Raw genomic sequence first — 24468 nt, 5'->3', positions numbered from 1 at the left:
GAACGGACGGTCGAGTCTCATGCGACCGACCGCAGTGCTTCTGCGGGGCTGAGGCGCGCGGCGCGCCAGCCGCCGAACGCTCCCGCGACGAGTCCGCCCCCGACAGCGAGACCGACGGCGGCCACGATGATCCACGGGGTCAGCGGAGCGTCGAGCACGACGTCGGCGACCTGCGTCGCTGCCTGCCCGAAGGGCCCGCCGCCGGCTCCCATCCCGCCGGGGCCGACCGTCGTCGTCTCGGGAGCGGACGAGATCGTCGGCGAGACGACGTTGATCACGGCGATGCTCGCCAGGCCGATGACGAGCCCCGCCACGCCGCCGATGAGCCCCTGCACGAGCGACTCCCCCGCCACCTGTCCGACCACGCGTCCGTTCGACCACCCGATCGCCTTGAGGGTGCCGAACTCCCGCGTGCGGCGCGAGACCCCCGAGATCGTGAAGAGCACGGCCAACACGAGCGCGACGAGGAGAACCAGCACCGACAGCCAGGTGCCGAGGTTCGACACGAGCGACGAGGCGTTGGTGAGCGATCCCGAGACCGTGGAGGCGAGCTCCGACTGCGAGCTGACCGTCGCGTCGGGGAGCGCCGACCGGATCTCGGTCTGGACCGCGCCGATGCCGTCGGCCGACGCCGCCCGCACGTAGACGGTCGAGACGACCTCGCCCACCCCCGCGAGCGTCTGCGCCACGTCGAGCGGCAGATAGACGTTCGCCGCCGTGTCCGCATCAGACGACGTCGACGAGACCAGGCCCACGATCTGCATCGCGGTGCCGCCGACGTCGATCGTGTCGCCCACGGCGAGCGCACTCGTCGCGGCGTAGCTGCCGTCGACCACGGCGACGTTCGTGCCCGCGTCCGAAGCATCCAGCCCCCGTCCGTCGGTGACGGCGACCGATGACAGCGGACCGACCCCGGATGCGGCGGGGTCGATCCCGAGCACGCTGAACGACTGGATGTCGAAGGCGCTGCCCCCGGCGCCGTCCGCGCCGCCCGCGGGCGGCCGACCGGGGTCTTCTCCCTCGCCCATCTGCGACATATCGGGCATCTCGCCCGAGAAGGTGGTGTTCGTGAGCGACAGGGCCCCGGATGCGGCGGCCACACCATCGAGCGCGGCCACGGTGTCGACGGCAGCGGCGTCGAGCGTGCCCCGCATTATGTCGGTCATCAGGCGCGACTGGCTGAGGCTGGTCGTGCCGTCTACGGTCTCGCCGTCGTCCTGGCCGAAGTCGAAGCGCGAGCCCCCTCCCTGGCCGGCCTCGACCGACGCGCCCGTGACGGTGAGGTCGGTGCCGACACCGTAGACCGCGGCGAGTGCCCGGGTCTGGGCATCGCGGACGCCGGCAGAGAGCGGAGCGACGACGATGACGAGGGCGATCGCTATCGCGAGCCCCGCAGCCACGATGATGGTGTGTTTCTTACGCCCGACGAGCTCGCGGCGCAGGTACGTCCAGTACATGTGTCTCCTTCCGGCGCCCGGATGCCGCCGTCCCCCCGACGGTAGGAAGCGCGCTCATGCCGTGCGTGTGGCGGACGTGTGGAAACACGATGAGATCGGATTCACAGCGCAGCCATAACATTCGCCATAGGAACCACATAGGTGGGCGAGCACAATGAGTGCATGACCGCGACCGTCGCCTCCCCCGCCCTCACCCGCCCTGACGGCTCTGCGCTGCGCGTGCTCGTCGTCGACGACGAGCAGATGCTCACCGACCTCCTGTCGATGGCACTGCGGATGGAGGGCTGGGACGTGCAGACCGCCGCGTCGGGCCTGCAGGCGCTTCAGGCCGCACGCGACTTCGCCCCCGACGCCATGGTGCTCGACGTCATGATGCCCGACCTCGACGGCATGGCCGTGCTGCAGCGGCTGCGCCATTCGGGCAACGACGTGCCGGTGCTCTTCCTCACCGCGAAGGACGCCGTCTCCGATCGCGTGGCGGGCCTGACCGCGGGCGGCGACGACTACGTCACGAAGCCGTTCAGCCTGGAGGAGGTCGTCGCGCGCCTGCGTGGACTGATGCGACGTGCGGGCACAGCGTTCGCCGGGGGCGGCGAACCGATCCTTCACGTGGGCGACCTCTCGCTGAACGAGGACAGCCACGAGGTCTCCCGGGCGGGGACGTCGATCGACCTGACGGCGACCGAGTTCGAACTGCTGCGCTACCTCATGCGCAATCAGCGTCGCGTCGTATCGAAGGCTCAGATCCTCGACCGCGTGTGGAACTACGACTTCGGCGGCCGATCCAGCGTGGTGGAGCTCTACATCTCCTACCTCCGCAAGAAGATCGACTCCGGTCGGGAGCCGCTGATCCACACCGTCCGGGGCGTGGGCTACATGATCAAAGCACCGCAGTGACGGCCGACACCGCCGAAGCGACCACGACGACGCGCCGCGGGCACGCCTACAGCCTGCAGGCTCGACTCATGATGGCGATCATCGGCATGGTCGCCATCATCCTGGCGAGCATCGCTCTCGGCACGAGCGCGATCCTCAGCAACGTGCTGCAGGAGAATCTGCAGACGAAGGTGCAGTCGCAGACGCAGGAGCTGCGGTTCGGCCCGCAGAGTACGGCCAGCGCGGTGCTCAGGGCCGGGTTCTTCGAGCCCGGCACGGTGCTGGTCGTGTCGAACTTCGCCGGTGTCACCGGCGCGTATGTCGACGGCGACACCGTTCGCGAGCTCGACGCCGACCAGATCGACGACGTCGTCAACGCTCTCGTGGGTGCCCCGGCGTCGGAAGTCATCGACCTGCCCGGGCTCGGCGAGTACCGGGTGGCCAGCACGGGATCGGCCGTCCTCGGACTGCCGCTGACCGACGTGACCTCGACGATCGCTCAGATCCTCACCACGATCGCTCTCGTCACCGCCGGCGGGCTCGTGCTCCTCGGGTCGATCATCGCCATCGTCATCCGAGCGGGTCTGAAACCGCTGCGCGCCGTTGCCGAGACGGCGCAGCGCGTCGCGTCGGTGCGCATGGATCAGGGCGAGGTGTCGATCACCGAGCGCGTGCCCGACGAGCAGACCGATGATCGCACCGAGATAGGCCAGGTGGGCGCCGCGCTCAACAGTCTTCTCGACCACGTGGATGCGTCGTTGTCGGCCCGCCAGCAGAACGAGGAGCTCATGCGGCGGTTCGTCGCCGATGCCAGCCACGAGCTCCGCACCCCGCTGGCATCGATCCGGGGCTATTCGGAACTGTCGCTGCGCGACCGCACGCTGAGCGACACCTCCCACGAAGCGCTCTCCCGCATCCAGGCGCAGTCGCTGCGCATGACGACCCTGGTCGAGGACCTCCTCCTCCTCGCGCGCCTCGACGAGGGGCAGGAGCTCGTCTACGGAACCGTCGACCTCACTCAGCTCGCCCTCGAAGCGGTCGGCGACGCCCGACCCGCCGGTCGCGGCCACAGGTGGGAGATCGACGTGCCCGACGAGCCCGTCCATCTCGCCGGAGATACGTCGCGCCTGCACCAGGTGGTCGCGAACCTCCTCGCCAACGCGCGCACCCACACGCCCGAGGGCACGACCGTCACCGTCTCGGTTCGCCGCGACGGCGGTGAGGCGGTGCTGCGCGTGCACGACGACGGACCCGGGGTCGACCCCGCGGTCGCCGACGAACTGTTCGAGCGGTTCTCCCGTGCCGACCGTTCGCGGGCACGCAAGACCGGCGGCACCGGCCTCGGCCTCTCGATCGCCCGCGCCATCGTCGAGGCCCACGCGGGCACCATCTCCGTCAGCAGCGTTCCCGGCGACACCACCTTCGAGGTGCGCCTGCCGGCGAAGCCGTCCGACCCCGCCTGACGCGCAGCATCCGCCCCGCCCCTCCCCGCGAGCACACGCTCTGCGCCCGAGCGCACGCTCTACGACCGGCACCACCCCGTGCGCACGAACCCACCCCGTGTGCTCGCGCACGTGAGCGGCGGGGCGGCGGGGTCAGTAACCCGCGAAGGCGTCGGTGGTCAGCGAGCGAGCGCGCCCCAGAGCCGGAGCGAGGTCGGCGATCAGCGCGGGCGGACCCGAGATGTAGGCATGACGGCCCTCGATGTCGGGGACCGCGCGGATGAGGCCGTCGGAGTCGAGGCGGGTGCTGCGGCCGGCCCACGTCCAGCGCGGGGGTAGATCGGCCGGCTCGTCGCGCGTGAAGACCACGACGGGGATGCCCGCGGCGACGATATCGTCGCGGAAGGACAGTTCGTCCGCCGACGAGGCGACGTAGACGAGCACGATGTCGCGGTCCTGGTCGGTGGCGACGAGGTGACGCAACTGCGACACGAAGGGCGTCACACCGATCCCCGCGGCCACCAGCAGCACCGGTGACGACGACTTCACGGGCAGCAGGAAGTCGCCCCACACGCCCGTGACAGCCAGCGGCGAGCCCGGCGCGACCTCGGCGAGGGCGCGCTTGAAGCTGCTCTTCGACCCCTCCTTGAACGCGATCCGCACCATCGGCAGGTCTTCGGGAGCCGAGGCGATCGAGAACTCGCGCCGCGTTCCCCGCGCATCGGGGTGCGTGTGAGGGACGTCGAGCTCGAGGTACTGCCCGGGGCGGAACGCGAACGGGCGCTTGGCCTCGAACGTGAGCTCGCGCACGGTGGGGGTCAGGTCGCGTCGGCGCTCGAGCGTCAGACGCACCGCCGCGCGGAGGGCGAAGAAGAACGCGAGCAGGTTGCCGATGAGGAGCGCGCGCTCCTGACCGAGCGTGACGGTGCCGATGCCGAGGTCGACCGGGATGGGCCACCCGGCGAAGACGCCGACGACGACGGCGACGGTGTACTGCTGCCATCGACGCGGCGGCATGGTCAGCGGCTCGGACAGCATGAAGGCGCCGAGGAAGAGGAACGGCGAGGAGAACGCGACCTGGGTGAGCAGCACGCCCGGGTCGATCGTTTCGCCGATCGCCTGGTACTGCGACGACGTGCGAAGGAAGGCGACCGCCGTCGCCACGATCCAGAAACCCACTACCATGCGCAGCTTCTCGGTTCGCCAGAGGATCGCGACCCCCAGCACGACGACGGGCGCCGCGAGCACGGGGGTGCCCACCCACCACGACGAGGCGCCCAGGTCGGGGGCGAGAACGCTGACGAAGGTCAGCACCGTGGCGCCGACGGCCGCGGGGTTGAAGATGTGACGGCCTCGCCAGACGAGCACGTACTTGGAGAGGGATGCGGCGACCGCGGCGAGCACGACGCCCAGGATCGCGATCGGGTCGAGCGTCGGACGCAGCACGAACAGGAGGATCGCCGCGGTGATGAATGACGACTCGAAGCGTCGCGGGAGGCGCAGCACGCTCTGCGCGGCGAGGTCGGTGCCCGCGCACGCGAGGGCGAGCACGACCGCCGTGACGAGGATCTCGAACGGCCCGGGGCCGACGAGGTCGAAGAACGACAGCACGAACGACAGCGCGGCCAGCACGGCGAGCGACATCATCACGAGTCGGTACATCGAGACGCGTCCGAGGACGGCGAGAACGCGGGAAGAACCCGCGACGAGGGTGGCGATCACGTGAACAACTCTGCCTCACTGCCCGGCGACCACTCCACGCGGCCGTCCGTGCGCATTCGAACCCAGTGCGCTCCCCAGGAGGCGGCGAGCTCGGGCCCGCCGTCGAAGAACAGCGCCGTCGCGAGCGCGTCGGCGTGCAGGGCGTCGGGGGCGATCGCCCACGTCGCCGCGTACGCGCGCACGGGGGCGCCCGTCCGCGCGTCGAGCACGTGGTGCAGCCCCTCGCCCCAGGCGCGGCGGGTGACGGCCGAGGCGCACAGCGCAGCATCCGCCACCGTCACGACGCCGATGACGCGGCGCGGATCGTACGGATGCTCCAACCCGATCCGCTGAGCGGTCCCGCGCACGGCGAGGTCGCCGCCGCCGTCGACGACGAAACCGCCGTCGACGGCGCGCGAGACGACATCGGTCACGAGGTCGACCAGCCGCCCTTTACCCAGAGCACCCACGTCGATCGTCGCGGGTGCGGCCACCGCGAGGGTGCCGGCATCCCACCGCACGATCTCGCGCCACTGCTCGGGCGCCGCGACCGGGTCGCCCTGCGCGGCGAGCGAGTACCGCGCGTCATAGCCCAGGCGGGCGAGCGATGCGCCCACGAGCGGGTTCACCGCCCCTCGCGTGGCCGTGTCGAGCTCGGTGTAGACGTCGAGCATCGCGGCGGCATCGGGCGGAACGGGAGCAGAGCCTCCTGCGCCGGCCAATCGAGACACGACCGAGTCGTCGCGGAACCGCGACCAGTCGAGGTCGAACGCGTCGATCACGGTCTCGACCTCACGGCGCACCCCGTGATCGAGCGGGGCGTCGGTCTCGATCGACCACACCGTGCCGATCGCCTCGAACGACCACACCGCGCGGGTGGGAGTCGCGCTGCTCACGACGCCGGTCAGGCTGCGGCTTCGGACTTGATCGTCTGGAGAGCCTTGGTGAACCCGCCGCTGGTGAGCGACGACCCCGCGACACGGCTGACCGAGACGTCGTCGACCAGCTTGCCCACGACCTCGTCGGAGATGCCCCCGATGAACTCCGACTGGTACCGCTTCGACTCGGCGGCCTGCGGGTCGCCGGTCACCTCGACGGCCGTGACGACGTCGCTCTCGAGCGTGATCGTCACCTCGACGGTCTCGACCGACTCCGGGGTCGAATACGACCCCTCGGCCGTGTAGGTCCCGTCGGTGTAGGCGCTGCCGACGATCGACCCCGTGTCGGTGCCGGTTGCCGCCGAGGACGAGGGGGCGGTGGTCGCGGGCGTCGTCTCTTCGGCGTCAGCGGCGGGCGTCGTGGTGCCGGCGCATCCGGCGAGGGCGACCATGCCGAGGACGCCGACGAGGGCGCCTCCGGCTCGGACGGGGCGGGGTACGGCGGTGGTGCGGATCATGGGGGGTGCTCCTTCAGCAGTGCCTCGCGATCCTGCTGCTCTACCGAGCAGGATCGTCACTCAGGTGACACGAGACCATCAGCGTGACGGTTCACCTTATGCGCGCACTGTGGAAGGGTTTACGCCTCGCCGCCGAACATGCTCGTGACCGAACCGTCCTCGAAGACCTCGCGCACGGCGCGGGCGAGAAGGGGCGCGATCGGCAGCACGATGAGCGACGGGAAACGCTTCTCCTCCGGGATGGGAACCGTGTCGGTCACGACGACCTGGTCGATGGCGGGATGCTGCAGCCGCTCACGAGCCGGATCGCTGAAGATCGCGTGGGTCGCCGCGACGATGACCTTGCGCGCGCCGGCTTCTTTCAGGGCCTGCGCCGCCTTCGCGATCGTGCCGCCCGTGTCGATCATGTCGTCGACGAGGAGGCAGGTGCGGCCGTCGACCTCACCGACGATCTCGCGCACGGTGACCTGGTTGGCGACCTTCGGGTCGCGGCGCTTGTGGATGATCGCCAGCGGAGCGTTGAGGCTGTCCGACCAGGTGTCGGCGACGCGCACGCGGCCCATGTCGGGAGACACGACGGTCAGCGTCTCGCGGTCTTCGGGGCTCAGGTTCGCCTGGAAGTGCTCGAGCAGCACGGGCTTGGCGAAGAGGTGGTCGACCGGCCCGTCGAAGAAGCCCTGGATCTGCGCGGCGTGCAGGTCGACGCTCATCACGCGGTCGGCGCCGGCCGTCTTCAGCAGGTCGGCGACGAGGCGGGCGCTGATGGGCTCGCGGCCACGGCCCTTCTTGTCCTGCCGCGAGTACGGGAAGTAGGGGGCGACGACGGTGATGCGCTTCGCCGACGCGCGCTTGAGCGCATCGAGCATGATGAGCAGTTCCATCAGCCACTCGTTGACCGGGGGGCCGAACGACTGGATCACGAACACGTCGCAGCCGCGGATCGAGACCTCGAACCGGGTGTAGATCTCGCCCGACGCGAAGGTGCGGTGCTCGGTGGGCGCGAGCTCGGTGCCGAGCTGCTGCGCGACCTGGTGCGCGAGGTCGGGGTGCGAACGACCCGTCGCGACCACGAGCCGCTTCTTGGTCTTGGCGACCAAGCCCGGGGCGATGTCGTTCTCGCGGTCGAGGTCTACGGTCTTCTTCTTACGAGCCATCGCCGGCTTCCTGTGCAGACCGGGCGCGTGCCGCGGCGGCTGCCGCTCCGGTGCCCGATCGGTTCTTGTCGACCCACCCCTCGATGTTGCGCTGGGGGGCCACGCTGAGTGCCAGGGCGCCGGGAGGAACATCCTTGCGGACGACGGCTCCCGCGCCGGTCTTCGCGCCGTCTCCGATCCTAACGGGCGCGACGAAGACGTTGTGCGAGCCGGTGTGCACCTCGTCGCCGATCTCGGTGCGGTGCTTGGTCACGTCGTCGTAGTTCGCCGTGATCGCGCCGGCTCCGAGGTTCACCCGCTCGCCGATGGTGGTGTCGCCGATGTACGACAGGTGCGGCACCTTGCTGCCCTCACCGATCGTGGAGTTCTTCGTCTCCACGAACGTGCCGATCTTGCCCTTGGCGCCCAGCACCGTGTTCGGTCGGAGGTAGGCGAACGGACCCACGGTCGCCTTCGCTCCGATCACGGCGAGCGTGGCATCGGTGCGGGTGACCGTCGCGTCCTCCCCCACCTCGCAGTCGACGAGGCTCGTGTCGGGACCGATCAGAGCGCCCCGGCCCACGGTCGTGGAGCGCAGGATGTGGGTGTTCGGCAGCACGGTGACGTCGGGGGCGAGCGTGGCCGTGACGTCGATCCAGGTCGTTGCCGGGTCGAGGATCGTGACGCCCTCGAGCTGCCAGTGCCGCACCGTTCGCGCGTTGAGGATGCGCGCAGCCTCCGAGAGCTGCACGCGATCGTTCACCCCGAGCGCGGTCGAGGCGTCGGGAGCGTCGGCGGCAGCCACCGTGTGGCGGGAGTCGCGGAGGAGTCGAACGACGTCGGTCAGGTACTTCTCGCCCTGCGCGTTCGCCGTGCCCACCAGCTCGAGGTGAGTACGCAGTGACGGCGCCTGGAAGACGTAGACACCGACGTTGATCTCGGTGACGGATGCTTCGTCGGCCGTCGCATCCTTCTGCTCCACGATGCGCTCGACGCCGCCGCCGGCTCCGCGGATGATGCGGCCGTAACCGGTGGGATCGTCCAGTCGTGCGCTCAGTAGGGTCGCCGCCGCCCGCTGCGCGCGGTGGGTGTCGAGCAGGTCGGAGAGCGTCGACGACTCCAGCAGCGGCACGTCGGCGCTGAGGACGAGCACATCGCCGTCGAAGTCGCCGAGCTCGGCGAGGGCGACCTGCACCGCGCGCCCCGTTCCGGGGATCTCGTCCTGATCGACGATGACGACGCCGGGAGCGAGACCGAGCACGGTGTCGGCGACGAGGTCGCGCTCGTGGCGCACCACGACGATGACGCGCGTGGGGTTCAAGGCCCCGGCCGTGTCGAGCACGTGCCCGACGAGCGGACGACCGCCCACCGCGTGCAGCACCTTCGGCAGGGTGGAGCGCATGCGCGTTCCTTGGCCTGCGGCCAGGATCACGATGGCGAGTTCGCTCGTTTCGTTCATGCTCCGCCGCCAGGATTCGAACCTAGACCTAACAGCTCCAAAGGCTGTCGTGCTGCCATTACACCACGGCGGACCGCGCCCGCCTCGGGGCTGTCGGCGCCCGACAAGTCTGCCATGCGCGTGCCGTCGTCTCCGCCCCGCTTCCCCGTCGCGAAGGGCGGGTCGACCGCCGCATCCGTGACGGCGGAGCTTCGTCGTCGACGCTCGCCTGTCGCACTCGGCGGGTCGCACCCGCACACGGCGACAGGCGAAGACGCCCCCGTCGACGGGGCCGGGGCGCGGCTCGACATAATGGTGCGATGACCCAGCACAGCGACGAGGTGGACCGCATCGTCGACGCCTGGGTGCGCCAACGCCCCGATCTCGACTTCTCGCCCCTGGAAGTGCTCTCCCGCGTCGACCGGCTCTCCCGCCACCTCGACCGGGCGCGCAAGGAGGCGTTCCGCCGCAGCGACCTCGAGTCGTGGGAGTGGGACGTGCTGTCGGCACTCCGCCGGGCGGGCGAGCCGTTCCAGCTGAGCCCGAAGCAGCTGCTCCAGCAGACCCTCGTCTCCAGCGGCACCATGACGAACCGTATCGACCGCCTGGTCGGGCGGCGGCTCGTGCGGCGGGAGTCGGACCCCGGCGACGGACGCAGCATCCTGGTCACCCTCACCGCCGACGGACGAACGCGCGTCGACGCGGCGATCACGCGCCTCGTCGACGCCGAGGCGGTGCTGCTCGGTGCGCTCTCGCGCGGCGATCGAGACCGCCTGGCCGGGCTGCTGCGCAAGCTCAGCCTCGGGTTCGACTCCTGACGCCGCGACTCAGCCCAGCGCCTCGCTCAGCTCTAACCAGCGGACTTCCAGTTCGTCGCGTTCGGCTTCGAGAGCGGTGATCTTCGCCATCTCGGCCCCGAGCCCCTCGTAGTCGGACGGATCCCACTCGGCCAGCGCCGCGCGCGCCGTCGACACCTGGGCGTCGAGCTTCACGATGCGTCGCTCGATCGACGAGACCTCTTTCTGCGCCGCGCGCAGCTCGGCTCCGGCGAGAGACGAGGCCGACGGCTGGGCCGTGGCAGCACGACCGGATGCGTCGCCCTCGCCCGCCGCGCGGAGCTTCAGGTACTGATCGACACCCCCGGGCAGGTGCCGGAGCTTGCCGCCGAGGATCGCGTACTGCTGATCGGTGACGCGCTCGAGGAAGTACCGGTCGTGCGAGACCACCAGCAGGGTGCCCGGCCACGAGTCGAGGAGGTCCTCCATCGCCGCGAGCATGTCGGTGTCGAGGTCGTTCGTGGGCTCGTCGAGGATCAGCACGTTCGGCTGATCGAGCAGGATCAGCAGCAGCTGCAGGCGCCGCTTCTGTCCGCCCGAGAGATCCTTCACCGGGGTGGAGAGCTGCGCGCTGGAGAAACCGAGCTGCTCGAGCAGCTGTCCGGGTGAGAGTTCCTGCGCTTTCGAGCCGGTGCCGAACGTGTACGACGTGCGCAACCGGGAGATCACCACGCGCACGGGATCCTTGAGGTGCTGCTCAAGCTCGTCGAGGCGCTGCGTCAGCGTCGCGACATGCACGGTCTTGCCGCGCTTGACGCGGCCCTCGGTGGGCTGGATCGATCCGTCCACGAGGCCGAGGAGAGTCGACTTGCCGGCGCCGTTGACGCCCAGGATGCCGGTGCGCTCCCCCGGGGCGATCAGCCACGTGACGTCGTCGAAGACCTGGCGCGCCTGCCCTGAGCCCGTCGAGGGGTAGCTCACGGCCACGTCTATCAGGTCGACGACGTCTTTGCCCAGTCGTGACGTCGCCAGCGACTGCAGCGCGATGCGATCGCGGATCTCGGGCACATCCGCGATGAGTTCGTTCGCCGCGTCGATGCGGAACTTGGGCTTGGTCGATCGCGCGGGCGCGCCACGGCGCAGCCACGCGAGTTCTTTCTTGGCGAGGTTCTGACGACGCGCCTCGATCGTCGCCGACTGCCGATCGCGTTCCACACGCTGCAGGATGTAAGCCGCGTATCCACCCTCGAAGGCCTCGACGATGCGGTCGTGCACCTCCCACGTCACGGTGCTCACCTCGTCGAGGAACCACCGGTCGTGCGTCACGACCAGAAGGGCCCCCGAACTCGCCGCCCACCGGCGCTTCACGTGTGCGGCAAGCCAGGTGATCGCCTCGACGTCGAGGTGGTTCGTCGGCTCATCGAGGAAGAGGATGTCCCAGTCTCCCGAGAGCAGCCGCGCGAGCGCGACTCGGCGTCGCTGACCGCCCGAGAGCGTTCCGATGCGCGCCTCCCAGGGGACGTCGGACAGGAGGCCGGCGATCACGTCGCGCGTGCGCGCGTCGCCCGCCCACTCGTGCTCCGCGCGCCCATCGACGACAGCGTTCGAGACGGTGTCGTCATCGTCGAGCTCATCGGCCTGGTGCAACACGCCCACCGTGACGCCGCTGCGGACCGTGACGCGTCCGGAGTCGGGTTGACGCAGGCCCGCCAGCATGCCCAGGAGGCTGGACTTACCGTCGCCGTTGCGGCCGACGATGCCGATGCGATCGCCCTCCGACACCCCTACGGTCACGGAGTCGAAAACGACTTTGGTCGGGTACTCGAGATGCAGGGACTCGGCCCCGAGAAGATGCGCCATATTGCCTCCAGGCTACGGGGTCGCGGGTGTGCGTATGGTGTGCGCGGGTGGCGGCGTGCTAACGGTGCGGGCTGCGCGGTGTCACGGTCCGCGACACCGCTCCGCCCGTTCCACCCACCTTTTCCCGAATCAACATCTTGCGGCGGCATGGGAGTGAGGATCCCAGCGCGAACGTGTTGATCGGATGCTGCCCTGGTGACGCGACGAGGGCCGCCCGGCGGATGCCGGACGGCCCTCGGGGAACGGATGCTGGTCAGGCCAGGCCGTTCTCCTTCAGCCAGTCGGCCGCGATGTCGCTCGCCGAACGCTGGTCGACCGTGTTCTGCACGTTCAGCGTGACGAGGCCCTCGGGAGTCAGCGCCGCGCTGATCTTGTTGATGACGTCGGCTGCGTCTGCCGGGAAGTCGGCGCTCACGACGGGCACGATGTTCGAGGCGAGGAACAGGCCCTCGGGGTCTTCCAGCACGACGAGGTCGTCGGTCTCGATGCGCGGATCGGCCGTGTAGACGTTCGCGATGTTGACGGTGCCGGCGAGGAGGTCCTCGACGGTGGTGTCACCGGTCGGGGTGAACGAGACGTCGACGCCGTAGGTGTCCTTCAGGCCGGTCGGACCGTAGGGACGCTCCGCCAGCTCGGCGTTGCCACCGAGCGTCAGCGGGACCGACACGTTCGCCAGGTCCGCGATCGTGGTGAGGTCGTTCTCCTGGGCGAAAGCGGCCGTGACCGTGTAGGAGTCCTGGTCGGTCGCCGCCGACTGGTCGAGAACCTTCAGGCCCTCGGGCAGCGCGTCGGGAAGCGCCGCGTAGACCTCGTCGGACGTGCGCGCGGTCGTCGCGTCGTCGAAGTACTGCAGCAGGTTGCCGGAGTACTCGGGGAACAGGTTGACCGAGCCGTCTTCGAGCAGCGGGATATAGGCGTCGCGCTGTCCGATGCTGAACTGGGTCGTGACCTCGAAGCCGGCGGCCTCGAGAGCCTGGGCGTAGATCTCGGCGATGATCTCGTTCGAGGGGTAGGCCTGCGAGCCGACGACGATGGGACCGTCGGATCCGCCGTCGCCGGCCGACGCACCGGAATCAAGCGGGCTGCTGGACGAGCAGCCGGCCAGGGCGAGGAGCGCCGCCGCGCCGACGGCTGTGCCGACGAGGCCCTTTCGAGTTCGTGCTGTGAACATGTGATCTCTCTTTTCCTTGGTGGGGTTCGTGTTCCCGAGGGCGTCTAACGGGCGGCGTCGGCCGTCGTGACGCTCACCGGTCGTTCTTCGATTGCGGTGCGCGAGGTCTTCTTGCGGCCTTCCGAACCGGCAGCGACGGCACCGGCGCGAATGCCGCGCGGCACGACCAGGTGCTGGACGATCGCGAACAGCGCATCGAGCACCAGGGCGAGAACGGCGACGAGGATGGCACCGCCGATGATCACGTCGAGCTGGCGCAACTGCAGACCACTGATGATGTACTGCCCGAGTCCGCCCAGACCGATGTACGCGGCGATCGCCACGGTGGCGACCACCTGCAGCGTTCCGGCCCGCAGCCCGCCGACGAGCAGGGGTAGTCCGAGCGGCACCTCGATGCGCCACAGGATCTGCCACTCGGTCATTCCCATCGCCCGCCCGGCGTCGACGACCCGTCGATCGATCGCCTCGAGACCCGTGTAGGCACCCGCGAGGATCGACGGGATAGCCAGGATGACGAAGGTGATCACCGCGGCCTCGGGCTTGCGCAGCACGCCGAGGAGCAGCACGAGGAGGATCAGCAGACCGAACGAGGGGATGGCGCGCGCGGCGCCCGAGATGGCGACCGCCACCTCGCGACCGCGCCCGGTGTGGCCGATGGCCCAACCGACGGGCACCGCGATGAGGGCCGCGATGACGACCGAGACGAAGGTGTAGGCCAGCTGCTGGAAGAGGGCGAGCTGCAGCGGGAGGTCGCCGGACAGACGGTCGGGCGAGAAGATCCACGCGAAGGCGTCGATGAAGAGGTTCATGCTGTCGCCTCCGCACCGATCGGGGCGCGGCGCGCACGGCGAACCGACGTCGCCCGCGTCCACGGCATGAGCAGTCGACCGGCCACGACGAGCACGAAGTCGACGAGCAGCGCGAGCAGCACCACCACCACGACCCCGGCCAGCACCTCGGGGATGATCCGGCGCTGCAGACCGTTCGTGAACAGGTAGCCGAGGTTGATCACGCCGACGAGGATGCCCACCGTCGCGAGCGAGATGGTGCTCGCCGCGGCGACGCGCAGGCCCGCGAGGATGACCGGACCCGCGAGCGGGAAGTCGACCGCCCAGAAGCGGCGGAACGTGCCGTACCCGATGGCGGTCGATGCCTGGCGCACGCCGGGGTCGACGGAGTCGAGACCGTCTGCGACGGAGCGCACGAGGATCGCGACCGCATAGATCGCGAGGGCCACGATGAGGTTGGTCTCGCTGACGATGCTGTAGCCCAGGACGGACGGCAGCAGGATGAGCAGCGCGAGCGACGGGATCGTGTAGAGCAGACCCGTGATCGTGATGACACCGCTGCGCACGAGACGGTAACGCCACGCCACCCATCCGAGCGGCACCGAGACGACGAACCCGATCACCAGCGGGATGACGCTCTGACGCAGATGGTCGAGCGTCAGGCCGCCGATGAGACCGAGGTTGTCGAGAACCCAGCTCACCCGGTGGGTCCGTCCACGAGCGCACCTTGCGTGCGTCCTTCACCGTCGACGAGGAACGACCCGTTCGCCGTCGTCTCGATGTGCAGCGCCCGCTTGCCGCGCTCCGTTCCGACGAAGCTGGCGACGAAGTCGTTGGCCGGGTTCTGGATGATCTCCGTCGGCGTGCCGAGCTGGGCGACCTTGGCGCCCTTCTCGAGGATGACGACCTGATCGCCGAGCAGGAACGCCTCGTCGATGTCGTGGGTGACGAACACGATCGTCTTGCCGATGTCGCGCTGCAGTCGAAGCAGTTCTTCTTGCAGCTCGGCCCGCACGATCGGGTCGACGGCCCCGAACGGCTCGTCCATGAGGAGGATGTTGGGATCGGCGGCGAGTCCGCGCGCCACTCCGACGCGCTGCTGCTGACCGCCCGAGAGCTGACTCGGGTAACGGTCGGCCATGGAGGGCTCCAACCCGACCGTCTCCATCAGCTCGAGAGCCCGGGTGCGGGCGGCTTTGCGCGACTGTCCCTGCAGCACCGGCACCGTTGCGATGTTGTCGGCCACGGTGAAGTGCGGCAGCAGACCGGAGTTCTGCATGACGTAACCGATGCTGCGACGCAACTCCACCGGCGAGCGGTCGGCGATGTTCTCGCCGTCGATCGAGATGGTGCCGGCGGTGGGCTCGACCATGCGGTTGATCATGCGCAACAGAGTGGTCTTGCCGCATCCCGAAGATCCGACGAAGACGGTCGTCTTGCGCGACGGCAGAACGAGGTCGAAGTCGCCCACCGCGCGCGTGCCGTCGGGGAATTCCTTCGAGACGTTCGTGAACTCGATCATGTCGACCGCCTCAGTCCTGGACCGATACCTTCCGGTCGAACGCCACGAAGCCCGCGAAGTCGCCGCCGGCCTTCTCCACCGCGCCGGGCAGCAGGTCGGGATACGACCACGCCCCGTCGGTGAGCTCGGCGCCGTCGAGCGCGATGCTCCAGTACTGCGCCGCACCCTTCCAGGGGCACGTGTAGGGGGTGGGGGTCTTCGTCAGCGCACCCTCGCGGATGCTGGCGGGCGGGAAGTACCAGTTGCCTTCGATCGAGATCAGATCTTCGCGATCCGCCTCAGCGATCACGACACCGTCGAGCACAGCCTTCATGAGTCCTCCTCGGAGCTCCGCAGGGCACGGAAACCCGTGCGATCCCGCCACGGTACCCGAGGCTACCGACGCCCGGCTCGGTCTCGACCGAGATTGCCGCGTATGACGCCGACGTGTTATGTGATCGCGTCAGACGACGCGCGCGCCCGAGACGGGTCCGTGCACGTGGAGCGCGGAGAAGCCGGCAGCGCTGAGGGTGATCTGCAGATCGAGCGCGGATGCGTCGTCGGCGGCGAGGAACGCCAGGGTAGGGCCCGAACCCGACACGATGCCGGCCAACGCCCCGGCCTTCTCCCCCGTCTCGAGTGCTGCGCCGAGGTCGGGGCGCAGAAGCAGCGCCGGTGCCTGCAGGTCGTTGCGGAGCGCCGCGGCGAGCATGCCCGCGTCGCCCTGGCGCAGCGCGTGCAGCACGTCGGGGTCGACGCGCGGCTGCCTCGGTGCGGGACCGATGTCGACGAGGTGGCGCGCACGGTGCGCGTCCAGCTCGCCGTAGACGACGGGGGTCGACATCCCCTCGTCGCTGACCACCAGCACCCAGTCGAACCGTCCGCGCGCGAGCGCGGGGCTCAGCTCGTCGCCGCGGCCCGTCCCGATCGCGGTGCCCCCGAGGAGCGCGAACGGCACGTCCGCCCCGAGCCGCGCGCCCAGACGGGCAAGCTCCGCGGTGGAAAGCCCGGTGCCCCAGAGCGCATCGCACGCGACCAGGGCGGCCGCAGCATCCGCCGATCCGCCGCCCATACCGCCGGCGACCGGAACCGACTTGCGGATCTCGAGGTGCACGCCGCGATCGACCCCGGCGGCCCCGGCGAGCAGTCGCGCCGCCCGGACCGCGAGGTTGCGGTCGTCGACCGGTACGTCGCCGATCGCGACGGTCCCCGAGACGTGGGCCGTGATCTCGTCGGCATCGCTCGCCCAGAGATCTTCGTACAGCGAGACGGCCTGGTAGGCCGTGGCGACGTCGTGGTACCCGTCGTCCTGCACGTCGCCGACCTCGAGGAAGACGTTGATCTTTCCCGGCGCGCGCACGTGCACGCGCTCGGACGACGACGCGAGAGTCACTGCTTCGCCGAATCCGCCCACGGATCGGCGCCGACGATGTCAGAGATGGCGTCGATGCGCTCGAGCTCCTCGGAGTCGAACGCGGGGCCGTCGAGAGCGGCGATGTTGTCGTCGAGCTGCTCGACACGGGAAGCGCCGATGAGAGCGGAGGCGACCACCGGGTCGCGCAGCACCCACTGGATCGCCATCTGGGCGAGCGTCTGCCCGCGCTCCTTGGCGATGAGGTTCAGGGTGCGCAGCGCCGACACCGTGCGATGCGGCAGCGCCGCCTCCGGCAGCGACGACCGCTTCTGAGCACGGGTGGCCCGTCCGTCGCCGAGGTACTTGTCGGTCAGGAGCCCCTGCGCGAGCGGGGTGAACGCGATCGCGCCCATCTGCTCCTGACGCAGGACGCCGGTCAGGCCGTCCTCCACCCACCGGTTCACGATGGAGTACGACGGCTGGTGGATCACGAGGGGCGTGCCCATCGAGCGCGCGACGGCGACGGCCTCGGCCGTGAGCTCGGCACTGTAGGACGAGATGCCGACGTAGAGGGCCTTGCCGTCGCGGACGAGGGTGTCGAGCGCCCCGATGGTCTCCTCGATCGGCGTGACCGGGTCGACCCGGTGCGAGTAGAACACGTCGACGTAGTCGAGCCCCATCCGCTTCAGCGAGGCATCGGCGCTGGCGATCAGGTACTTGCGCGAGCCGTAGTTCCCGTAGGGCCCGGGCCACATGTCGTACCCCGCCTTGGACGAGATGATCAGCTCGTCGCGGTAGGGCGCGAGGTCTTCTCGCATCATGCGGCCGAAGTTCGTCTCGGCCGAGCCGTAGGGCGGTCCGTAGTTGTTGGCGAGGTCGAAGTGCGTGATGCCCCGGTCGAAGGCGTGACGAAGAAGCGCGCGCTGCTGATCGAACGGGATGTTGTCACCGAAGTTCCACCACAGCCCGAGCGAGATCGGCGGCAGGTACAGCCCGCTCGTTCCGACCTGGCGGTACTCGACTCCCGAGTACCGTTCGGCCCGGGCGGCGTACGGCCGGTGCAGGTCTCGAACTTCGGCGCCGAAACGGTCGGAATCACTCACTCTTCGACCCTAGCGCGCGACCCCGCCCCCGAAGGAAGCCGTTGTGAAATGCGGGCGCAACACGGTGTGTTTACCTTTAGTACACCTTCGCGCTCGCGAAGCGCGCCACATCCTGCCCTTCAAGGAGCCTCGTTGCCCCGAATCACACCGCTGCCGGCCGAGACCGATCCGCTTCGCCGCATCCTCTCGCGCGACGACGTCCGCCTCTCCGACGGCATCCTGCATCTCGTCGGAGACGACACCGCTCCGGCCGAAGCTCGCGACGCCGACCTCCTCTACATCGCCGCAGCGCTGGAGTCGGCGTCGATCGACATCCTGCTCGTGCGCGACACCAACCGCCGCCCGAAGATCGTCGTGGATCTGGCGGATGCTGCAGCCGCACTCTCCGCGCTGCGCCTGGCCGCAGCGGACGAACCGCTCTACCTCAAGACGTCGGGTGAAGACCCCACGCCCGTGCACACCGCGACGCTCGCGACCGACGCCGTCTCGGCGATGGCCGTCTTCCGCCCCCGCGCCTCCGTCGACGGCGCGTTCCGCTACGGTTCCGCCCTGGCGCCGCACCTCGAGTTCTGGCGATTCGGCGACACGCTGGTCGAAGCCCCGCGGCCCAACGCCCTCACCCGACGCGTGATGGCCGCCTCCGACCTGTCCTTCGTCGAGGTCGAACGCCACGGTCGTCGCTGGCGCACCGTGGAGGGCATGTTCGAGCCCCACGCGAACGAGTTCACCGAAGACGTCGACATGGTCTTCTCGTGGGTGGACGGCACCGACTCGGAGTTCCAGCGCCAGCGTGCCGCCCGCATGCAGGGGTACGTGGTCGGCGACGGCGACGACGCCCCCGCGCGGTACCGCCAGATCGACGAGCTCCGCTATGCGCTGCGCAGCGTGCACATGTACGCACCCTGGGTGCGGCGCATCTTCATCGCGACCGACTCCCCGCGGCCGGCGTGGCTCGACGACCACCCGAACGTGACGATCGTGCGGAGCGAGGAGTTCTTCGCCGACCCGTCGACGCTCCCCACCCACAACTCGCATGCGGTCGAGGCGCAGCTGCACCGCATCGAGGGGCTCGCAGAGCACTTCCTCTACAGCAACGACGACATGTTCTTCGGTCGCCCCGTCTCGCCGGAGCTGTTCTTCAGCGGATCGGGCGTCAGCCGGTTCGTCGAGAGCGGCATCCGCATCGGCAGTGGGGCGTCAGCCCCGGAGCGCTCTGGCCACGACAACGCGCTGCGGGTGAACCGTGCGCTGCTGCGCGAACGTTTCGGGCGCGTGATCACCCACGACCTCGAGCACAGCGCCGTCCCGATGCGCCGATCCATCGCCGCAGAACTCGAGCGCACCTTCGCCGACGACTACGCCCGCACCGCGGGCAGCCGATTCCGTTCGGCCACCGATGTCTCGGTGACGAACAGCCTGTACCACTACTACTCGCTGTTCACCGGGCGAGCGGTCGTGACGACCGAGCCACGGGTGCGCTACATACAGACCACGAAGCTCGATTCGCTCCGCAGGATGGAGCGCCTGATCGAGCGGCGCGACACCGACATGTTCTGCCTCAACGACGGCAGCGAACCCGAGATCCCCGAAGAGATGCGGGTCAAGGCGCTGCGCTCGTGCCTCGAGCGTTATTTCCCGGTGCGCGCGCCGTGGGAGCGCGCCGATGTCGCCTCCGCCGAACTCAGCGGATCGACGTCATCGGAGCCGTCGGCGGCGTCGATGGTGTGAGCGCGCGAGCCGCGGGCGTCTCGATGCCCGCGGCACGCAGTCTCGCGAGCGACTCCGCAGCATCCACGAACTGCAGCGGTGCCGCGGTGTCGAGCGGAACGACCGAGTGCACCACGGTGTCGTCGTAGACGTGGATGAGGTTGAACCCCTGTGCGCCGTCGTGGGGGCGCGTTCCGCCGACCGGCACGGTGAGGTCCTGCGTGTAGCAGGTGGCCGAAGCGACCGACACCGGGATGCCCGCGAACGTCGCGAACGTGGAGTAGTGCAGGTGGCCGCCGATGATGGCACGCACGTCGCTGCCGCGCAGCACGTCGCCCAGGCGACGCTGATCGCGCAGTTCGACGGATGCTGCGAGCTCGAGCACGCTCGGAACGGGCGGGTGGTGCAGGGCCAGGATCGTGCCGAGGGGCGCCGGCGTCGAGAGCTCGCCGGCGAGCCAGCGCAGCTGTGCGTCGGTCACCTCGCCGTGGTGATGCCCCGGAACGGTGGTGTCGAGCGTGATGACGCGCAGGCCGTCGAGCTCGTCGACCCGGTCGACGGGCGCGTCGCCGGCCGCATCGCCCGGAAGGAGCCGCGCGCGGAAGGCGGCGCGATCGTCGTGGTTGCCCATGACCCAGATCACACGCGCGTCGAGCGACGCGGCGAGCGGCTCGACCAGGGCGGCGATCCGGTCGTAGGCGTCGTCCTCGCCGTGGTCGGCGAGATCGCCGGTGAAGATCAGCGCGTCGGGCTGCACGCCCGAGGCCGAGATCGCGGCGAGCGCACGGGCGAGATAGGCCTCGGAATCGACGCTGTCGTACAGCGGGGCGCCGTGCGCGCGCAGGTGAGTGTCACTCAGGTGGAGCAGTACCCGCTCGGGTTTGGGGTACTCCGCATACCGCATGTGTCTCCTCGTGCCGTGGAGCCGGAAGTCCGGCTGCCGGGCGATCATCGTGGCAGAACGAGGGAAATGTTACAGACATGTTTCGTGAACGTCGGGTGGACACGTCATGAAACGCTGATGCGGGCGATGCGGAGGTAGTCCTCGACGCCGAGCTCCTCGCCGCGAGCCGTCGGCGCGACGCCGGCGCTCTCGAGCAGGGCGGATGCTTCGGCGGCCGTCGTGCCGACGACGCCCGCGAGGGCCTGCCGCAGCATCTTGCGTCGCTGCTGGAACGCCGCATCCACGATCGCGAAGGTGCGGCGGCGTTCCTCCTCCGTGCCACGCGTCTCGGAGTCGAGGGTGAAGGCGACGAGCACGGAGTCGACGTTGGGCACCGGCCAGAACACCTGTCGAGACACGTTTCCGGCGAGCCGCCAGGATCCGTACCAGGCCGCCTTGACGCTGGGCGCGCCGTAGATCTTCGAGCCGGGGCCCGCGGCCATGCGCTCCCCCACCTCGGCCTGCACCATCACGACACCGCGCTGCAGCGCCGGGAAGGTCTCGAGGAAATGCAGCAGCACGGGCACCGAGACGTTGTAGGGCAGGTTCGCCACGAGCACCTCGGGGTCGCCCGGAAGCTCCGTCACTCTCAACGCGTCGGCGTCGACGACGGTCAACGCGCCGGCGGGGACGCCGTGTGCAGCGGCCGTTTCGGCGAGGCGAGCGGCGAGGCGGTGGTCGATCTCGACCGCCGTCACCGTCGCGCCGGTTTCGAGGATGGCGAGGGTGAGCGAACCGAGACCCGGGCCGATCTCGACGACGCGGTCGCTCGCGGTCACGCCCGCGACCTGCACGATGCGTCTGACGCTGTTCGCATCGACGACGAAGTTCTGCCCGAGCTTCTTGGTCGGGGTGACGTCGAGCTCCGCCGCCAGTCGGCGGATCTCGGTCGCCCCGAGCAGGGTTACAGGCATCCTTTTACCCTACGACCTCGCGCGCAAGCCTTCGTCTTGTCTCCCGGCGAGGAGTACGGTGACGGCCATGACATCAACCGGCACCATTCCCGCGAACGCGTTCTCGATGAAGAGCCCGTTCGGTCGACGCGCAGCCGCCCTCTCGATCGCTGCCGCCGTCGGCGGGTTCCTTTTCGGGTTCGACTCCTCGGTGATCAACGGCGCCGTCGACTCGATCCAAGAGAACTTCGCCCTGGGCGAGTTCCTCAAGGGGTTCGTGGTCGCCATCGCGCTGCTCGGTTGCGCGCTCGGCGCCATCATCGCCGGCAACCTCTCCGACCGCTGGGGCCGGCTGCGCGTGATGAAGCTCGGCGCGATCATGTTCCTCGTCTCCTCTGTCGGATCGGCGCTCACCTTCAGCGTGCCCGACCTGATCCTCTGGCGCGTGATCGGCGGCATCGGCATCGGCATCGCCTCGGTGGTCGCTCCCGCGTACATCGCCGAGATCGCGCCGCGGCAGATCCGCGGCGCGCTGGCCTCGCTCCAGCAGCTCGCGATCACGCTCGGCATCTTCGCCGCGCTGCTGAGCGATGCGGTGCTCGCCACCTCCGCGGGTGGGGCCTCGGAGCAGCTGTGGTGGGGCCTGGAGGCCTGGCGGTGGATGTTCCTCATCGGCGTCGTTCCCGCGGCCGTGTACGGCGCGCTGGCGTTCGTCATGCCCGAGTCGCCGCGCTACCTGCTGTCGAAGGACCGCGCCGACGAGGCCCGCGCGATCTTCGCGCGCCTCGTGCCGCCCGCCGACCTCGACAAGTCGGTGAACGAGATCGCGCAGGCCATCGAGACCGACCGCAAGAACGCGAACGCGTCGCTGCGCGGACCGGTGCTGGGGCTGCAGGGCATCGTGTGGACCGGCATCATCCTCTCGGTCTTCCAGCAGTTCGTCGGCATCAACGTGATCTTCTACTACTCGACCACTCTCTGGCAGGCGGTCGGCTTCGGCGAGAGCAACTCGCTGCTCATCAGCGTGATCACCTCGGTGACGAACGTCGTGGTGACCCTGATCGCGATCTGGCTGGTCGACCGCGTCGGACGCAAGCCCATCCTCCTCACCGGATCCACGCTCATGGCGCTGTCGCTCGGCACGATGGCGCTGGCCTTCGCCTTCGCCGAGACCGTCGACGGCGAAGTGAGCCTCCCCGGGGCGTGGGGCCCGATCGCGCTGGTCGCCGCGAACCTGTTCGTCGTCGGATTCGGCGCATCGTGGGGTCCGCTGGTGTGGGTGCTGCTCGGCGAGATCTTCCCGAGCCGCATCCGCGGCAAGGCGCTCGGCGTCGCCGCCGCCGCGCAGTGGGTCGCCAACTTCCTCATCACCGTGACGTTCCCCGTCATGTCGGAATGGTCCCTCCCGCTGACCTACGGCATGTACGCGCTGTTCGCCGCCCTGTCGTTCGTGTACGTCGCGATCAAGATCCCCGAGACGAAGGGCATGGCGCTGGAGCAGTCCGAGACGCTGTTCACCGAGAAGAACGCCAAGAGGAAGGCCGCTTCCGACGCGAAGGGCTGAACCCCCCGCGACCTGCGGCAGGATGGACACCGTGCCGAGGCTCCGTCCCTGAAGAAGGGCCCGCCCGGGCCCGCACAGGCAGGATGGACGCATGACCAGGTTCGTCGTGGTTCCCCAGTGGCAGGGTTCGTCGTCGTCGCGCGCGATGCAGCTCGTCGACGGGGCGGACGCCATCGCCGGAGATCTGCCGCGCAGCGCCACGACGCGGCTCGACATCCCCCTCGAAGCCGGTGACGCGCTCGGCTCGGGCGTGCACCGGCTGAGCGCTCTGCATCGCGTTCGAGCCCAGGTCGAAGAGGCGGTGAGAGAGGCCACCGAGACCGTCGTCGTCGTCGGCGGCGACTGCGGTGTCACTCTCGGCGCGGTCTCGGCCGTCGCCGGCGACGATCTCGCCGTCGTCTGGCTCGACGCGCACGCCGACGCCCACAACCCCGAGACGTCGGCGTCGGGGGCCTTCCACGGCATGGTCCTGCGCAGCATCCTGGGCGACGGTCCCGACGGCATGACCATCGAGGCCGGGCTCGTCACGCCGTCGCGCGTCGTGCTGGCCGGCACCCGCTCCCTCGACCTCGAAGAGGAGCTCTACGTCGCCGGGTCGGAGATCCGGATGCTGACGCCCACCGACCTGTCCAACCACGACGCTCTCGCCGACGCGGTCGAGGCGACCGGCGCCGCGCGTGTCTACGTGCACGTCGACCTCGACGTGCTGGATCCCGCGGAGATCACCGGAATCGGCCTCGCGGAGCCCTTCGGGGTGGCGACCGCTGACCTCGTCGGTTCGATCCGGGCGTTGCGGGCCCGGATGCCGCTCGCCGGCGCATCCCTGACCGAGTTCTCGCCCTCCTCGCCGGACGCCGCCGTCGACGACCTCGGCACGATCCTCCGCATCGTCGGGGCGCTCGCGTGAGCCCGGTCGCCACGCCGCCCGACGGGTGGGAGCAACGCGCCGAGCGCGCCGTCGAGCGCGGTCGCCGACTCGATCGGTGGATTCCGTCGTTCCTCCTCGACTCCCCTCTGAGCCGGCTGGGCTATCTCTACGGCACGGCCACGGGGTGGATCTGGGGCACGATCTGGAGCACCGGGCGCGTCGAGCGCCACGGCGATCTCTGGGTCTTCCGCGGGATGCCCGCCTGGACCTACGGGCGCGGCGGCGTCTGCGTGGGCGGATGCTTCCTCACCGGATCCGCGCGAGTGACCCCCGCAATACTGCGCCATGAGGCCGTGCATCAGCGGCAGTGGCGGCACTACGGCATGCTCATGCCGTTCCTGTACGCCTTCGCCGGGCGCGATCCGTTGCGCAACCGCTTCGAGATCGAGGCCGGCCTGGTCGACGGCAACTACGTCCCTCGCGACGCGTGATGCGGG

At 69.7% G+C, this 24468-nt stretch carries 24 protein-coding genes and 1 tRNA gene; 8 read left to right on the top strand and 17 right to left on the bottom strand.

Annotation, left to right across the window (positions count from 1 at the left end; all coding sequences use genetic code 11):
* Positions 1-17: 17 nt before the first annotated feature.
* Positions 18-1457 (bottom strand): ABC transporter permease, encoded by a 1440-nt coding sequence (locus DEA06_RS01165; RefSeq protein WP_116646134.1) that lies wholly within the window; start codon positions 1455-1457, stop codon positions 18-20.
* 162 nt (positions 1458-1619) lie between these two features.
* Here DEA06_RS01165 and DEA06_RS01160 point away from each other — a divergent pair, with 162 nt between their 5' ends.
* Together DEA06_RS01160 and DEA06_RS01155 are read left to right on the top strand one after the other, a co-directional pair.
* Positions 1620-2354 (top strand): response regulator transcription factor, encoded by a 735-nt coding sequence (locus tag DEA06_RS01160; protein WP_116646133.1) that lies wholly within the window; start codon positions 1620-1622, stop codon positions 2352-2354.
* Positions 2351-3796 carry an ATP-binding protein gene (locus tag DEA06_RS01155; protein ID WP_346427015.1) on the top strand — a complete coding sequence of 482 codons (1446 nt, stop codon included), beginning with the start codon at positions 2351-2353 and terminating at the stop codon, positions 3794-3796. The genes DEA06_RS01160 and DEA06_RS01155 overlap by 4 nt, the downstream gene beginning before the upstream one ends.
* Before the next feature lie 132 nt (positions 3797-3928).
* On the opposite strand, the gene DEA06_RS01150 is transcribed toward DEA06_RS01155, so the two are convergent.
* From DEA06_RS01150 to DEA06_RS01125, 6 genes are all read right to left on the bottom strand, one after another.
* Positions 3929-5497, bottom strand: coding sequence for a flavodoxin reductase (locus DEA06_RS01150; protein ID WP_165817895.1), 1569 nt, complete (start codon positions 5495-5497; stop codon positions 3929-3931).
* Positions 5494-6372 carry an FAD:protein FMN transferase gene (locus DEA06_RS01145; protein ID WP_116646132.1) on the bottom strand — a complete coding sequence of 293 codons (879 nt, stop codon included), beginning with the start codon at positions 6370-6372 and terminating at the stop codon, positions 5494-5496. The genes DEA06_RS01150 and DEA06_RS01145 overlap by 4 nt, the downstream gene beginning before the upstream one ends.
* A gap of 8 nt (positions 6373-6380) precedes the next feature.
* Positions 6381-6872: a hypothetical protein gene (locus tag DEA06_RS01140; protein WP_116646131.1), complete on the bottom strand. Its 492-nt coding sequence runs from the start codon at positions 6870-6872 to the stop codon at positions 6381-6383.
* A gap of 119 nt (positions 6873-6991) precedes the next feature.
* Positions 6992-8026, bottom strand: a complete 1035-nt coding sequence (locus DEA06_RS01135) for a ribose-phosphate diphosphokinase (protein ID WP_116646130.1) — start codon at positions 8024-8026, stop codon at positions 6992-6994.
* Positions 8016-9464: a bifunctional UDP-N-acetylglucosamine diphosphorylase/glucosamine-1-phosphate N-acetyltransferase GlmU gene (glmU, locus tag DEA06_RS01130; protein ID WP_116646129.1), complete on the bottom strand. Its 1449-nt coding sequence runs from the start codon at positions 9462-9464 to the stop codon at positions 8016-8018. Before glmU ends, DEA06_RS01135 begins: the two co-directional genes overlap by 11 nt.
* Before the next feature lies 1 nt (position 9465).
* Positions 9466-9537: transfer RNA gene (locus DEA06_RS01125), tRNA-Gln, on the bottom strand.
* Positions 9538-9578: 41 nt separating this feature from the next.
* Between DEA06_RS01125 and DEA06_RS01120 the strand changes: the two genes are divergently transcribed.
* The gene (locus DEA06_RS01120) at positions 9579-9767 is read left to right on the top strand and encodes a hypothetical protein (RefSeq protein ID WP_116646128.1); all 189 of its coding nucleotides are present in this window, start codon (positions 9579-9581) and stop codon (positions 9765-9767) included.
* Complete coding sequence (locus tag DEA06_RS01115; RefSeq protein WP_116646127.1) at positions 9764-10261, top strand: MarR family winged helix-turn-helix transcriptional regulator; 498 nt, start codon at positions 9764-9766, stop codon at positions 10259-10261. Before DEA06_RS01120 ends, DEA06_RS01115 begins: the two co-directional genes overlap by 4 nt.
* Before the next feature lie 9 nt (positions 10262-10270).
* Here DEA06_RS01115 and DEA06_RS01110 read toward each other — a convergent pair whose 3' ends face one another.
* The 8 genes from DEA06_RS01110 to DEA06_RS01075 all read right to left on the bottom strand — a co-directional run bounded on the left by DEA06_RS01110 (position 10271) and on the right by DEA06_RS01075 (position 17996).
* Positions 10271-12079, bottom strand: a complete 1809-nt coding sequence (locus DEA06_RS01110; protein WP_116646126.1) for an ABC-F family ATP-binding cassette domain-containing protein — start codon at positions 12077-12079, stop codon at positions 10271-10273.
* Between the two features lie 253 nt (positions 12080-12332).
* Positions 12333-13250, bottom strand: coding sequence for an ABC transporter substrate-binding protein (locus DEA06_RS01105; RefSeq protein ID WP_116646125.1), 918 nt, complete (start codon positions 13248-13250; stop codon positions 12333-12335).
* Positions 13251-13294: 44 nt separating this feature from the next.
* The gene (locus DEA06_RS01100; protein WP_116646124.1) at positions 13295-14059 is read right to left on the bottom strand and encodes an ABC transporter permease; all 765 of its coding nucleotides are present in this window, start codon (positions 14057-14059) and stop codon (positions 13295-13297) included.
* Entirely contained in the window at positions 14056-14739 is a 684-nt protein-coding gene (locus DEA06_RS01095; RefSeq protein WP_116646123.1) for an ABC transporter permease subunit, read from the bottom strand. Before DEA06_RS01095 ends, DEA06_RS01100 begins: the two co-directional genes overlap by 4 nt.
* Positions 14736-15560 (bottom strand): ATP-binding cassette domain-containing protein, encoded by an 825-nt coding sequence (locus DEA06_RS01090; protein WP_116646122.1) that lies wholly within the window; start codon positions 15558-15560, stop codon positions 14736-14738. The genes DEA06_RS01095 and DEA06_RS01090 overlap by 4 nt, the downstream gene beginning before the upstream one ends.
* 10 nt (positions 15561-15570) lie before the next feature.
* A complete protein-coding gene (locus DEA06_RS01085; protein ID WP_116646121.1) occupies positions 15571-15873 on the bottom strand; it encodes a DUF427 domain-containing protein in 303 nt (100 codons plus the stop codon).
* A gap of 129 nt (positions 15874-16002) precedes the next feature.
* On the bottom strand, positions 16003-16932 hold the full coding sequence (locus tag DEA06_RS01080; RefSeq protein WP_116646763.1) for a 4-(cytidine 5'-diphospho)-2-C-methyl-D-erythritol kinase: 930 nt from the start codon (positions 16930-16932) through the stop codon (positions 16003-16005).
* Positions 16929-17996: an aldo/keto reductase gene (locus DEA06_RS01075; protein WP_116646120.1), complete on the bottom strand. Its 1068-nt coding sequence runs from the start codon at positions 17994-17996 to the stop codon at positions 16929-16931. The genes DEA06_RS01080 and DEA06_RS01075 overlap by 4 nt, the downstream gene beginning before the upstream one ends.
* A 132-nt stretch (positions 17997-18128) precedes the next feature.
* On the opposite strand from DEA06_RS01075, the gene DEA06_RS01070 reads away from it, so the two are divergent.
* Positions 18129-19724: a stealth conserved region 3 domain-containing protein gene (locus DEA06_RS01070; RefSeq protein WP_116646119.1), complete on the top strand. Its 1596-nt coding sequence runs from the start codon at positions 18129-18131 to the stop codon at positions 19722-19724.
* Here the strand turns inward: DEA06_RS01070 and DEA06_RS01065 are convergent.
* Together DEA06_RS01065 and rsmA are read right to left on the bottom strand one after the other, a co-directional pair.
* Positions 19678-20607: a phosphodiesterase gene (locus tag DEA06_RS01065; protein WP_116646118.1), complete on the bottom strand. Its 930-nt coding sequence runs from the start codon at positions 20605-20607 to the stop codon at positions 19678-19680. The two genes, DEA06_RS01070 and DEA06_RS01065, sit on opposite strands and share 47 nt — an antisense overlap.
* Before the next feature lie 104 nt (positions 20608-20711).
* On the bottom strand, positions 20712-21560 hold the full coding sequence (rsmA, locus tag DEA06_RS01060; RefSeq protein WP_116646117.1) for a 16S rRNA (adenine(1518)-N(6)/adenine(1519)-N(6))-dimethyltransferase RsmA: 849 nt from the start codon (positions 21558-21560) through the stop codon (positions 20712-20714).
* A gap of 67 nt (positions 21561-21627) precedes the next feature.
* Between rsmA and DEA06_RS01055 the strand changes: the two genes are divergently transcribed.
* From DEA06_RS01055 to DEA06_RS01045, 3 genes are all read left to right on the top strand, one after another.
* Positions 21628-23103 carry a sugar porter family MFS transporter gene (locus DEA06_RS01055; protein WP_116646116.1) on the top strand — a complete coding sequence of 492 codons (1476 nt, stop codon included), beginning with the start codon at positions 21628-21630 and terminating at the stop codon, positions 23101-23103.
* A 91-nt stretch (positions 23104-23194) separates the two neighbouring features.
* Positions 23195-24010 carry an arginase family protein gene (locus DEA06_RS01050; RefSeq protein WP_116646115.1) on the top strand — a complete coding sequence of 272 codons (816 nt, stop codon included), beginning with the start codon at positions 23195-23197 and terminating at the stop codon, positions 24008-24010.
* Positions 24007-24462 (top strand): Fe-S oxidoreductase, encoded by a 456-nt coding sequence (locus tag DEA06_RS01045; RefSeq protein ID WP_116646114.1) that lies wholly within the window; start codon positions 24007-24009, stop codon positions 24460-24462. The genes DEA06_RS01050 and DEA06_RS01045 overlap by 4 nt, the downstream gene beginning before the upstream one ends.
* The last annotated feature ends 6 nt before the right edge of the window (positions 24463-24468 follow it).

The organism is Microbacterium sp. Gd 4-13, from assembly GCF_003095395.1.
Classification (GTDB): Bacteria; Actinomycetota; Actinomycetes; order Actinomycetales; family Microbacteriaceae; genus Microbacterium.
Note: the sequence above shows the minus strand (reverse complement) of the source record. Positions and strands in the feature narration are given on the sequence as shown.

Bases quoted from the DNA above. Each gene is read 5' to 3' on its own strand.
- DEA06_RS01165 (WP_116646134.1), bottom strand. From the start codon at position 1,457: ATGTACTGGACGTACCTGCGCCGCGAGCTCGTCGGGCGTAAGAAACAC.
- DEA06_RS01160 (WP_116646133.1), top strand. From the start codon at position 1,620: ATGACCGCGACCGTCGCCTCCCCCGCCCTCACCCGCCCTGACGGCTCT.
- DEA06_RS01140 (WP_116646131.1), bottom strand. From the start codon at position 6,872: ATGATCCGCACCACCGCCGTACCCCGCCCCGTCCGAGCCGGAGGCGCC.
- DEA06_RS01135 (WP_116646130.1), bottom strand. From the start codon at position 8,026: ATGGCTCGTAAGAAGAAGACCGTAGACCTCGACCGCGAGAACGACATC.
- glmU (WP_116646129.1), bottom strand. From the start codon at position 9,464: ATGAACGAAACGAGCGAACTCGCCATCGTGATCCTGGCCGCAGGCCAA.
- DEA06_RS01120 (WP_116646128.1), top strand. From the start codon at position 9,579: ATGCGCGTGCCGTCGTCTCCGCCCCGCTTCCCCGTCGCGAAGGGCGGG.
- DEA06_RS01115 (WP_116646127.1), top strand. From the start codon at position 9,764: ATGACCCAGCACAGCGACGAGGTGGACCGCATCGTCGACGCCTGGGTG.
- DEA06_RS01110 (WP_116646126.1), bottom strand. From the start codon at position 12,079: ATGGCGCATCTTCTCGGGGCCGAGTCCCTGCATCTCGAGTACCCGACC.
- DEA06_RS01105 (WP_116646125.1), bottom strand. From the start codon at position 13,250: ATGTTCACAGCACGAACTCGAAAGGGCCTCGTCGGCACAGCCGTCGGC.
- DEA06_RS01100 (WP_116646124.1), bottom strand. From the start codon at position 14,059: ATGAACCTCTTCATCGACGCCTTCGCGTGGATCTTCTCGCCCGACCGT.
- DEA06_RS01090 (WP_116646122.1), bottom strand. From the start codon at position 15,560: ATGATCGAGTTCACGAACGTCTCGAAGGAATTCCCCGACGGCACGCGC.
- DEA06_RS01085 (WP_116646121.1), bottom strand. From the start codon at position 15,873: ATGAAGGCTGTGCTCGACGGTGTCGTGATCGCTGAGGCGGATCGCGAA.
- DEA06_RS01065 (WP_116646118.1), bottom strand. From the start codon at position 20,607: ATGCGGTATGCGGAGTACCCCAAACCCGAGCGGGTACTGCTCCACCTG.
- rsmA (WP_116646117.1), bottom strand. From the start codon at position 21,560: ATGCCTGTAACCCTGCTCGGGGCGACCGAGATCCGCCGACTGGCGGCG.
- DEA06_RS01055 (WP_116646116.1), top strand. From the start codon at position 21,628: ATGACATCAACCGGCACCATTCCCGCGAACGCGTTCTCGATGAAGAGC.
- DEA06_RS01050 (WP_116646115.1), top strand. From the start codon at position 23,195: ATGACCAGGTTCGTCGTGGTTCCCCAGTGGCAGGGTTCGTCGTCGTCG.